Below are 12,846 nucleotides of genomic sequence, written 5' to 3'. Positions count from 1 at the left end.
CGTAGGACAACCGCGCAGCTGGCCGGTGGTATTGCATTTGTGCGGAACCCCGGCGGCGCCATGGGCTCCAAGTGCCTCCTTTGTGCACTTTTTATAGCGGAGCCCTGATCCATGACGACTGAAGAAATTCGTGCCACCTTGACCCTGTGCCTGCTCGCCTCGTTTGCCGATGGCGAGAAGCACGAGCGTGAGCGCGAGCAGATCCGCCAGGTCGCCGAGGGCCTGGCGGCCGACCAGCAGATCAACCTGCCCCACCTCTACCAGGATGTGCTGCTGCGCCGCGTGCAATTGGGCGATGTGCTGGCCCAGCTGCAGACCACCGAGGCGCGCCAGCTGGCCTATGAGATGGCGCTGTGCGTCTGCGAAGCCGATGGCAGCACCAGCCCCAAGGAAGCGGCCTTTTTGGCGCAGCTGCGCGAGGCCTTTGGCACGGCAGGGCAGGCGTCCACCGCGCCCGCTGCAGCTGCAGCGCCCGCTGTAGCTGCGGTGGCTGCCTCGACGGGGATGGCTGCAGCGCCTGCGCTGGCCACGCCGCCCGCGCAGGCGCTGGCCGGCAACCTGGTCGATGCACCGTTGAATGCCGCCTTGCCCGATGCCCCGCTGACGCTGACCGAGCCGGCGCCCCATCCGGCAGCGGCGGACCCGTTGGTGCCGGCGCAGGCCGAGCGCCGGCCCTCGAGCTTGTCGGTCGAGGCCATGGACCAGAAGATCCTCAAGGCCTCGATTCTCAACGGTGCGATCGAGCTGCTGCCCGAGAACCTCTCGACATTGGCGATCATTCCGCTGCAGATGCGCCTGGTCTACCAGATCGGGCAGAACTATGGCTACGAGCTGGACAAGGGCCATATCAAGGACCTGCTGGGCGCGCTGGGTGTCGGCTTGACCTCGCAGTACCTGGAGCAGGCCGGGCGCAAGCTGCTGGGCGGCTTGCTGGGCAAGGCCGGCAAGGGCCTGCTCGGGGGCCTGGGCCGGCAGGCGGTCAGCAGCGGCATGAGCTTTGCCTCCACCTATGCGCTGGGCCATGTCGCCAACCAGTACTACGCCGGCGGGCGCCAGCTGTCGACCGAGATGCTGAAAAATGCCTACCAGCATGTGATGCAGGATGGCCGCCAGTTGCAGTCGCGCTACCAGGCGCAGATGCAGGAGACGGCCAGCGGCCTGAACACCGCCAAGATCCTGTCGATGGTGCGCGGCGGCCAGTAAACATATATCTAAATGTAACCATCTCTGTAGGCTAAAGCCTGGAGTTTATGCAGGACGATACCGTCAGTATTGTCGGAATATATTGATTGCTGTATTTGGTTTTTGTGACTGAGATAAGCCCAACTCGCCTTCATCGGCGGGTTTTTTTGTCTGAGCGCTACGCCATGAAATGTCTTACAGAAACCAGCACTTATCCCAAATTTCTCCTCTGAAGGAATGCCAATAACAACCGATGAATTTGGCTTGCATTCCGAAGTTGGGGCGGAGATTGGTACGCCTTTCTCAGGCAGTGGGACAGGCGCGCGGAGCTGGCTTTGCTTATAGACCGGAACTAGTCGCGGTTATATGTTATTTCAATAAATTAATTTTAGATTTACCAAAGGTTCGCAGTACGGTTGCCCTTGTGAATAGTTGTGTTGGCATGAGTAATCAGCGGCACCTTTCCTCGCGCGTCGGTTGGTATGGCCTGAGTTGATCTCTCCCCATCCTGGCGTCTTGGCACGGTGCACAAGGAGACGCTATGAACCCGATTGGTGCGCAGAGGACACTCCGCCGTCTGCTGTTTGGAGGGCTCGCGAGCCTGGCTCTCGTCTGCAGTTTTAACGCTTCGGCGGCATCGGCCGGATCCGGCCGGGCCTATGGCCTGCAGGTCACCGCCGATGTGGTGGGGGTGGGGCTCGGCGTCCCGATTGCCGATACCGGGCAGAAAACGGCACCACCGGATTTCAATACCCCCACCTCGGTCGTCAATGCGTCTGTCGCTGCAGGCGTCGGTAATTTGCTGACCGTGCGTACGGGCGTTCTCAACGCCGCCACGCAAAGCAAGCTGGCGCAAAACAGTGTCATGTCTTCGTCCTCCGTCAGCGGCTTGGCCCTCAAGCTCGCCGGGCTGGCGCTGGGGGCAGACACGATCAGTTCGCAAGCCAAGATGTCCTGCGTCAATGGGGTGCTGACGCCAGAGGGCAGTGCGCAAATTCTGGGTGCCTCGGGATCGCTCGCCGGCGTCAGTGTGGCGGCAAACACCCGGGTCGATCTGACGATTGGTGTGCCCACTCTTGGGACCATGGTCGGGGTCGTTCTCCACACCAATGAGCAAACTCTGAGCCCAGACGGCAAGACCCTGAACGTCAATGGGCTGCGTGTGGAGCTCGTGGCGTCTGCGCTCGGTATTCGCTTGCTCGGCGCATCGGTCATCGTAGGCAACTCCACGGCCACGATGGCCGATTGCGCGCCCACGGTCACCTTGGGTTCCTTGCCCTTGATTACCACCAGCAACCAGGCCGCTATCCCCGTCAGCGGAAGCTGCAGCGCCGGCAGCGGCAATGTGGCCATCAGCTCCACGCCCGCCGGCGTGACCCAGTCGCTGCCTTGCTCCGCCACGGGCAGCTATTCCGGTTCGGTGAACACCACAGCGCTGGCCGACGGCCCCGTGACGCTCACGGCATCACAGAGCCCCGCAGGGCCCACCAGCGCGGCGAGCCAGGCCACGACCAAGAACACGGCCCCGGTATTGCAACCGCCGGTTGTGACGGTGGTGTCTGCGCCCCATATCACCCTGGCCAACCAGGCGTCCTATGGCGTCTCGGGCACCTGCTCGGCGAATGGCGCGGGTGTTGCCATCACCATCGGCGGCGTCGGAGGAGTTACGTCTACTGCGCAGTGCAGTGGCGGCCTCTGGTCCTCTACGGGCCTGAATGTCGCCAGCCTGGCCAATGGGCCAGTCACCGTTGCGGCTTCTCAAACGGTCAGTGGTCTGACCGGCACGGGCAGCCTGCTGACCAGCAAGGACTCGACCGGGGGTGTGCCCGTGGTGGTGGTGACCTCGGCACCTGCGATCACGGCGACAAACCAGACCTCCTACACTGTCTCGGGCACTTGCTCGGTCAATGGCAGCAATGTGACTGTGTTGATCGACACCGTCACTGCCTCGGTACCTTGTACCGGCAATATCTGGGCTGCCGCAGGCCTGGATGTCAGTGGCTTGCTCGATGGCGCCCTCACGGTCACGGCCACGCAAACCGCCAATGGTCAAACAGGAACGGGCAGTCTGGGGACCACGAAGGACTCGGCCGGGGCTATCCCGGTCGTGACCATCAGCCTGGCTCCCGCCATCACGCTGGCCAACCAGGCTGCCTATAGCGTTTCGGGCAGCTGTTCGGTTAATGGCAACAACGTGGCCGTGCTGGTGGGCTCGGTCGCTGCCTCTGCGCTGTGTACGAATGGCAGCTGGTCCACGGCCGGCCTGGATGTCAGTGGCTTGCCCAATGGGGCCGTCACGGTCATGGCTTCGCAAACGGTGGGCGCGCAGACCGGATCCGCGACCCTGGTGACCAGCAAGGACGTGACGGGCGCCGTACCCGTGGTAGCGGTGACCTCGGCCCCCGCGATCACGGCGCTGAACCAGGGCTCCTACACGGTCTCTGGTACCTGTTCGGCCAGCGGCAGCAACGTGGCCGTGCTGATCGGCTCCGTCGCTGCTGCAGCGCCTTGTAATGGCGGCCTCTGGTCCACCGCAGCGGTGGATGTCAGTGGCCTGCTCGATGGCACGGTCACGGTGACGGCGTCGCAGACGGTGGGCGGCCAGACGGGATCGGGCAGCCTGCAGACCAGCAAGAACACGGTGGTGGATGCCCCCGTGGTGACCATTAGCTCGGCACCTGCCATCACGGCGCTCAATGAGGGCGCCTATACGGTCTCGGGCACCTGCTCGGCCAATGGCACGAACGTCGCTGTGCTGGTCGGCTCCGTGGCGGCCGCGGCGCCCTGTACGGGCAACATCTGGTCCAGCTCGGGCCTCGATGTCAGCGGCTTGGCAGATGGGCCGGTGCTGGTCTCGGCCTCGCAAACGGTAGGCACGCAAACCGGGTCGGGCACGCTGGTGACAGCCAAGGACACCGCGGGTGTCGCACCCGTGGTGACCATCAGCGCTGCACCCGCCATCACGGCGCTGAACGAGGCAGCCTATACCGTCTCGGGCACTTGCTCGGTCAACGGTACCAACGTCAGCGTCCTGGTCGGCTCCGTCTCTGCATCAGCGGCCTGCGATGCCGGCCTCTGGACCACCTCGGCGCTGAATGTCGCGGCCTTGCCGGATGGCGCGGTCACGGTGACCGCTTCGCAAACCGCCAATGGCCAAACCGGATCGGGCACGCTGGTGATCGCCAAGGACACGGCCGGGGTCGCTCCTTCCGTGGCCGTCACCTCGGCACCCGCCATCAGCGCTGGCAACCAGGCGTCCTATGTCGTTTCGGGCACCTGCTCGGCCAACGGCAGCAACGTGGCCGTTTTGGTCGGCTCCATCGCTGAATCGGCCATGTGCGACGGCGGTGTCTGGGCCACTGCGGGCCTGGATGTCAGTGGCTTGCCCGATGGCGCGGTCACGGTCACGGCCACGCAAACCGTCGGGGGGCAAACCGGATCGGGCAGCCTGGTGACGAGCAAGAGTTCGGCGGGGGTTGCTCCGGTGGTGAGCATCACCTCGGCGCCTGCGATCACGGCAGCGAACGAGTCGTCCTATACCGTCTCGGGCACCTGCTCGGCCAATGGCACGGGGGTGGATGTTCAGGTCGGCACCGTCACTGCCTCGGCGCCCTGCAGTGGCGGCATCTGGTCCACCACGGGCCTCAATGTCAGTGGCCTGGCCAATGGTGCTGTTTCGGTCGTTGCCGCGCAGACGGTGGGCGGCCTGACCGGCTCGGGGAGCTTGGTGATCACCAAGGACTCGCAGGGACTTGCCCCGGCGGTCACCATCACCTCGGCGCCTGCGATCACGGCGGCCAACCAGTCGGCCTATACCGTCTCGGGCACCTGCTCGGAAAACGGCGTGGTGTTGATGGTGCATGTCGGTGACGTTGCAGCGGTGCCGCAGCCTGTGTGCAGCGGTGGCATCTGGTCGACCGCAGCGATGGATGTCAGCGGCTTGCCCGATGAAATAGTGCTGGTGACGGCCTCGCAGACGCTGAACGGCCAAACCGGATCGGGCAGCGTGGTGACGGCCAAGGACACGGCCGGCATTGCGCCGGTGGTGGCCATCAGCTCGGCACCGGCCATCACGGCAGCCAATGCATTGGCCTATACCGTCTCGGGCACCTGCACGGTGGACGGCAGCAATGTGGCGGTACTGGTCGGCTCGGTGGCGGCTTCGGCCCCCTGCAGTGGCGGCATCTGGACCAGCGCAGCGTTGGATGTCAGTGGCTTGCCCGATGGGTCGGTCACGGTGACGGCCTCGCAAACGGCCGGCGGCCTGACGGGATCGGGCAGTTTGGTGACCGCCAAGGACACGGCAGGCGTTGCCCCCTCGGTGGCCATCACCTCGGCAGCGGCGATCACGGCGGCCAACCAGTCGGCCTATGTCGTATCGGGCACCTGCTCGGTCAACGGCATGGATGTCTCCGTTCTGGTGGGTCAGGTCGCGGCAACGGCGCCCTGCAACAACGGCGCCTGGACCAGCGCCGCGATGGATGTCAGTGGCTTGCCCGCTGGGGCGGTGACGGTCATGGCCTCGCAATCAGTCGGTGGCCAAACGGGCTCGGCCAGCCTGGTCGTCACCAAGGAGTCGGGGGGCAGCGCACCTGTGGTGAGCATCACCTCGGCGCCTGAGATCACGGCGGCCAACCAGTCGGCCTATACGGTCTCGGGCACCTGCTCGGTCAACGGGGCGGGCGTCGCAGTCCAGATTGGCACCATCTCCGCGTCTGCAGCCTGCAACAGCGGCAGTTGGACCACTGCAGCGCAGGATGTCAGTGCCTTGCCGGACGGCTTGGTGACCCTGACCGCCTCGCAAACCGTGGGCGGCGGAACGGGGGCGGCCAGCCTGGTCATCGGCAAAAACGCGGCCGGCGCGGCGCCGGTGGTGACCATTGGCTCGGCACCCCCCATCACGCTGGCCAACCAGGCGTCCTATAGCGTCTTTGGCAGTTGCTCGGCCAACGGTACGAATGTGGCGGTCCAGGTCGGCAATGTCTCTGCCACTCCCCTGTGTGACGGCGGAAGCTGGTCTGCGTCGGGCCTGGATGTCAGCGCCTTGCTCGATGGCGTGGTCGTCGTGACGGCTGAGCAAATCGTAGGCGGCCTGTCTGGCTCCGACAGCGTGGAGACCACCAAGACCACGGCAGTGGTGGTTCCTGTGGTGGTCATCACCTCAGCCCCTGCAATTACCGCTTCGAATGAGGCCGCCTATACCGTCTCGGGCACTTGCTCGGCCAACGGCCAAGCTGTGAGCGTGCTTGTCGGCACGCTACCTGCAACGGCACCGTGCAGCGATGGCATCTGGGCCACCGCTCCCATTGATGTCAGCGGCCTGGACGATGGACAGATCACGGTGCAGGCCTCGCAAGATGCTGGTGGTCAAACGGGAGGGGTCAGCCTGGTGATCAGCAAGGACACGGCTGGCGCAGCACCTGCCGTGAGCGTGACCTCGGCACCCGCGATCACGGCAGCCAACCAATCGGCTTACACCGTCTCGGGCACCTGCTCGGCCCATGGTGAAGCGGTAGCGGTTGAAATCGGTACGGTGCCTGCATCGGCGCAGTGCAATGCGGGCATCTGGTCGAGCGCGGCCGTGGATGTCAGTTCCTTGCCCAATGGCCCGGTCACGGTGAAGGCCTCGCAGACGCTGAACGGCCAAACCGGCTCGGGCAGCCTGGTGACCAATAAGGACGCGGCTGGGGTGACACCCGTGGTGAGCGTGACCTCGGCACCGGCGATCACGGCGGCGAACCAAACAGCCTATACCGTCTCGGGCACCTGCTCGGTGGACGGCAGCAACGTGGCAGTCCTGGTGGGCTCGGTGTCGACATCGGCACTGTGCAACGCGGGCATCTGGTCCTCGGCGGCCGTGGATGTCACGGCCTTGCCCGATGGAGCGGTCACAGTGATGGCCTCGCAAACTGCCAATGGACAATCGGGATCCGGCAGCTTGGTGACATCCAAGGACTCGGCAGGCGTCGCTCCTGTCGTGGCCATCACGTCCGCCCCTGCGATCACGGCATTGAATGTGTCGGCGTACTCCGTCTCGGGCAGCTGCTCGGCCTATGCGGAAGCGGTGACCGTCCAGGTTGGCTCGCTGTCCACTTCGGCGCAGTGCAACCTCGGCATCTGGGCCACGCCAGCCATCGATGTCAGTGCCCTGGCCGATGGCTCGGTCACCGTGACGGCCTCGCAGCTGGTTGGCGGCCTGACAGGGTCCGGCAGCCTGGTGATTGGCAAGGACACCGCAGGCACGGCCCCCGTGGTGAGCGTGACCGTGGCTCCCACGATCACGGCGGCGAACCAGGCCTCGTATGCCGTCTCCGGTACTTGCTCGGCCAATGGCAGCCCCGTGGCGGTTCAGGTGGGCTCGGTCGCTGCGACGGCCTCCTGCGCGGGCGGCAACTGGGCCGCTACCGGCCTGAATGTCACTGCGCTGGCTGATGGATCCGTCACCGTGACAGCGGCGCAGACCGTCGGCAACGTGATCGGATCGGGCAGCCTGCTGACCCTCAAGGACACCGCAGGCGTCGCCCCCGTGGTGACTGTGACCTCGGCACCCGACATCACCGCAGCCAACCAGGCTTCGTATGTGGTCTCGGGCAGCTGCTCGGCCAACGGTAGCAACGTGGCGGTTCAAGTCGGTGCGGTGGCTGCATCGGCGCCATGTGCTGGCAACAACTGGGCCATCCCCGGCGTGGATGTCAGTAGCTTGCCCGACGGCGTGGTGACCGTGACCGCTGCGCAGACGGTTGGCGCCCTGCAGGGATCGGGCAGCCTGGTGACCAACAAGACCACCGGCGCAGTCCAACCCGTGGTGACCATTACGTTCGCATCCGACATCACGGCAAGCAACCAAGCGGCCTATACCGTCGCGGGCACCTGCTCGGTCAACGGCACCAACGTGGATGTCGAGGTCGGCTCGGTGTCCGCATCGGTGCCCTGCACCAGCAACAGCTGGACGACCGCCGCGTTGAATGTCAGCACTTTGCCCGATGGAACGGTGACCGTGACGGCGACGCAAACGGTTGGCGGACAGTCCGGGTCGGACAGTGTGGACATCAACAAGGCCACGGGTGGAGCCATACCGGTGGTGACCATTACGTCGGCACCTGCCATCACGGCAGCCAATGCGTCGGCGTACTCCGTCTCGGGTACCTGCTCGGTGGGCGGCAGCAATGTGGATGTGGAGGTCGGCTCGGTGGCTGCCACTGCGCTGTGCAATGGCGGAATCTGGGCGACCGAGGGCATGGACGTCAGCGGTCTGGCGGATGGATCGGTTGAGGTGACGGCTACGCAAACGGCGGGCGGCCAGACGGTCACCTTCACCACCAGCAAAGATGTGGCAGGCGTCGCACCTGCGGTGGCGATCACCTCGGCTCCTGCGATCACGGCAGCCAACCAGTCGGCCTATACCGTCTCGGGCACCTGCTCGGCCAATGGCGCCAATGTGGATGTGCTGATCGGCGGCCTCGCTGCATCGGCGGTTTGCAACAGCGGCATCTGGGCCAGCTCGGCGATCGATGTCAGTGGCTTGGCCAATGGGCCGGTCTCCGTGTCGGCGTCGCTGACGGTGGGTGGCCAGACGGGCAGCGGCGGTTTCACGACCAGCAAGGACGCTGCGGGCGTGGTACCTGTGGTGTCCATTAGCTCGGCACCTGCGATCACCGCATTGAACCAGGGGGCTTACACCGTCTCGGGCACCTGCTCGGCCGATGGCGCCACTGTGACCGTGCTGATCGGCTCCATTGCTGCATCGGCACCGTGCAATGCAGGCATCTGGGCTAGCGCGGGTGTGGATGTCAGTGGCCTGGCCGATGGTGCAGTCACCGTCATGGCGTCGCAGACTGCGGGGGGGCAAACGGGATCGGGTAGCCTGGTGACCACCAAGGATTCGGCAGGAGCTGCCCCTGTGGTCGCGATCACGTCGGCTCCATCGATCACTGCAGCCAACCAGACGGGCTATACCGTCTCGGGCACCTGCTCGGCAGAGGGTGCCAACGTCAGCGTGCTGGTCGGCGCCATCGCTGCATCGGCAGTGTGCAATGGTGGCATCTGGGCGAGCGCGCCCATCGATGTCAGTGGCTTGCCTGATGGACCGGTTTCCGTGACGGTGTCGCAGACTGCGGGTGGTAAGACGGGCACCGGCGGCTTTGTCACCAGCAAGGACGCGGCCGGCGCCGCACCTGCGGTGGCCATCACGTCGGCCTCGGCGATCACGGCAGCCAACCAGACGGGCTATACCGTCTCGGGCACTTGCACGGCCGACGGCAGCAATGTGGCGGTCCTGATTGGCTCGCTGTCTGTTTCGGCTACTTGCAACGGCGGCATCTGGGCGGCTCCGGCTGTGGATGTCAGTGGCTTGCCTGATGGACCGATCACAGTGACCGCTTCGCAGACGGCGGGCGGTCAGACGGGCAGCGGCGGCTTTGTGACCAGCAAGGATTCGGCTGGCACCAAACCATCGGTGGCCATTACGTCGGCCCCGGCGATCACGGCAGCCAACCAGACGGCCTATACCGTCTCGGGCAGCTGCTCGGTCAATGGCAGCAATGTGGTGGTGCTGATCGGCTCGCTGTCGGTTACCGCATCCTGCAATGACGGCACCTGGACCACCGGACCTGTGGACGTCAGTGGCTTGCCCAATGGACCCATCACGGTGACGGTGTCGCAAACGGCAGGTGGCCAGACCGGAACCGGTGGTTTTGTGACCAGCAAGGACTCGGCAGGCAGCGTCCCCGTGGTGACCGTGACCTCGGCACCGGCGATCACCTTGGCCAACCAGTCGGCTTATGCCGTCTCGGGCAGTTGCTCGGCGGCTGGCACCAACGTGGCCATTCTGGTCGGATCCGTCCCTGCATCGGCACCGTGCAACGCTGGCGCCTGGTCCGCATCGGGCCTGGATGTCAGCAGCTTGCCCGATGGTGCGGTCACGGTGACGGCTGCACAGACGGTGGGCAGCCTGACCGGCTCGGGCAGCCTGGTCACCAGCAAGCAGGGCACGACCGCCTCCGTGACGGTCACTGCGGCGCCGCGTATCAGCAGCGCCAACCAGGCCAGCTATGGTGGCGTCTCCGGCAACTGCAGCGCAGCAGCTGGCGCGGTGACGGTGGCCATCGGCAGCATCAGCAACACGGTGGCCTGCACGGGTGGCAACTGGACCTTGGGCGCTGTCGATGTGCGCAGCCTGCCCGAGGGCACGGTGGTGGTGACGGCATCGCAGGCAGTCGCTGGCACGGTCATCTCCGGCACGCGCAATACCGTCAAGGACACGACGGCGCCTGCGGTCTCGATCACCACGGCAGCGAACATCGACAATGCAAACCAGGACGCCTACAGCCCTGCAGGTACCTGCAGCACCGGTGACGGTATCGTGACGGTGAGCGTAGGATCCATCCCGGCGACGGCGGCCTGTGCCAGCGGTAGCTGGACAGCGCCTGGCATGCGGGTAGGGGCCCTGCTCAATGGCCAGGTGACGGTGACGGCGTCGCAGACCGATGAGGCCGGCAATACCGGCAGCAGCACGCGCCAAGTCACCAAGAGCTCCGACTCGGGTGGCGAGCCGCCCGAGCCGCCTGCCGGCCGGATTGCGGCGCAGAGCGGCACCTGGATCGTCAGCGACGAGCTCAATGGGGAGCCAGGTCGCGGCATGGGCATCGATATCCAGGATGGCGTGCTGTTCATGCAACTCTTCGGCTACCGCGAATCGGGTGAACCCACCTTCTTCACGGCACTGGGTAGCTTGCGGGACAACACCGTGACCGCGCCGCTGTACTACTACGAAGGCGGCCGATTCTTTGGCAGCGAGCAGCGCGATGGCCATGAGGCAGGCAGCCCCGGCAATGTGGTGATCACCTTTACCAGCCGCACCACCGGCACGATCCAGTTCCCGGGCGAGCCAGCCAAAGCCATGCAGCGCTTTGACTACGAAGGCACACCAGCGGGTGTCTTCTCTGACCCGGCCTTTGTCGACCGCTGGGCCATGGTCGAGCTCAACAGCAGCAACCAGCCGGTGCGCAGCTGGTGGGCCGATATCGGCACGAGCGAGCAGGTGGCCATGAGCGAGGACTGGGCGGCGACCGCGATGGACTGGCCTTATCCGCCTGGCGTGGCGACGACGGTGCACGGCTTTGGCGGTACCTTGTCGGGCCAGGTGGTGGCGCAATGCAGCTACGGAGGTACCGGTGTGGTGTTCAACTGTTCCGGCCAGCGTGATGGGGGTGCAAATGCTGGCCTCTCGGTAGCACTGCGCCTGCAGCGTGATGTCGACCAGCTGAGCGGCACCCTGCAAGAGGGCGGTGGTGAGGCTCGGCGCCTGGTGGGCTTCCGCGTGGGGCGTGCAGCCTACAGCTGGCAGGACAACCAGAGTGTGCGCACCAGCTACTACGCACCAGGTTATGCCCCTGAGTCGGGTACCTGGGTGGTCAGCAGCGAGCTGCGTGGCCTGCCTGGACGCGGTCTGTCGATCGAGCTGCAAAAGCCCATCAACAACGAGGACCATATGTTGTTCATGTCGGTCTACGACTATGAAAGCGACGGCAAAGCCACGTTCCACAGTGTGTTGGGCGCGCATGACGCATCCACCACGCCAGAGCCCCATACGCCCGATCTGTCCACGGTCCAGTACCAGGGTGGGCGCTACTTTGGTGGACCGGCTGCGATTGCCCGCTTCAAGGCCGATGCCGGTCCGACCAGTGCGATCCACTTCAGCGCGCCATCGGTGGGGACGCTGGCCTTTCCGGGTGAAGATCCGGTGCAGATCGAGCGCTTCTACTACGGTGTGAACAAGGGCTCGGCCCAGTCGCTGCGCGGATCCTGGGTGCTGCTGTCGCAAACGGATGCGATGCCCAGCCGCAGCTTCCGCTTCCAGACGCGCGACGCCAACTCGGTGATCGATACCGAATCGGGCTATGTCTGTGTTGCCCAAGTGCTGCGCCAGTTCAACTTCCACTGCACCGGCCCCTCGGGCTCCCCGGCCTTCCGCTTTGTGGCCGGCTTCTACGGCGCCAGTACCGGCATTGTGGGAGACGCCGAGGATGCACCGGCCATCACCGTGGTGCGGGTGACCGATCCAAACGGCGAGAGGGTGCAGGCAGGCGACTGAGGAGGGGGCACGGCTGGGCCGGCCGGGCCTGAACCGGCCGGGCCTAACCCGGCCGGACCTCACCCGGCGGGACCTCACCCGGCGGGACCTCACCCGGCCGGACCTAACCCGGCCGGACCCTGCAGCGGCCTCTGACCCCGCATCACCGGACGCGGGGATGCTGCCTGATCGGCATGAAATCTATGCCGGCAGCTAAGGCCCACTGTAAGCCGAGGCCTTGATTTGGAGGTGGACGGCGCTGTCAGTGCTGTCAGACAGCGCCGAATCGCGCACAGCCTGTGGCCTGCCTGGGTGAGTGCCAGCGACCCTACCCGCCCTCCGTGGCGGGTTTTTTTGTGTGAACGGCCGCCGCTGGATCGCCTTACAGAAAACTGCACTTAACCGCGATTTCTCCTCTGAAAACCGGCGGCCAAGGACGGGGAAATACGGCCAGAAATCGCGGGTTTGGCCAGGAGCTGTGCCGCCGCCGATAGGGCAGCCGCCGACCGGCGTTGCTGTAACAGACCATAGGCCAGAACTAGCTGTGCTTATAAGTTAGTCCAATAAATTAATTTACCGTTTACCAAAGATTC

2 protein-coding genes are annotated in these 12,846 nt (G+C 65.2%); both read left to right on the top strand.

What is annotated here, in order from left to right; all coding sequences use genetic code 11:
- The first annotated feature begins 111 nt into the window (after positions 1 to 111).
- A complete protein-coding gene (locus tag WH303_RS12485) occupies positions 112 to 1,203 on the top strand; it encodes a TerB family tellurite resistance protein (RefSeq protein WP_339518828.1) in 1,092 nt (363 codons plus the stop codon).
- Between the two features lie 520 nt (positions 1,204 to 1,723).
- On the top strand, positions 1,724 to 12,274 hold the full coding sequence (locus tag WH303_RS12480; RefSeq protein ID WP_339518825.1) for a beta strand repeat-containing protein: 10,551 nt from the start codon (positions 1,724 to 1,726) through the stop codon (positions 12,272 to 12,274).
- Positions 12,275 to 12,846: the final 572 nt, after the last annotated feature.

This window comes from Comamonas sp. MYb69 (assembly GCF_037479315.1).
Classification (GTDB): Bacteria; Pseudomonadota; Gammaproteobacteria; order Burkholderiales; family Burkholderiaceae_C; genus Comamonas.
Note: the sequence above shows the minus strand (reverse complement) of the source record. Positions and strands in the feature narration are given on the sequence as shown.

What these genes read in the sequence shown, in the direction of transcription:
- WH303_RS12485 (WP_339518828.1), top strand. Translation starts at nt 112, where the DNA reads ATGACGACTGAAGAAATTCGTGCCACCTTGACCCTGTGCCTGCTCGCC.
- WH303_RS12480 (WP_339518825.1), top strand. Translation starts at nt 1,724, where the DNA reads ATGAACCCGATTGGTGCGCAGAGGACACTCCGCCGTCTGCTGTTTGGA.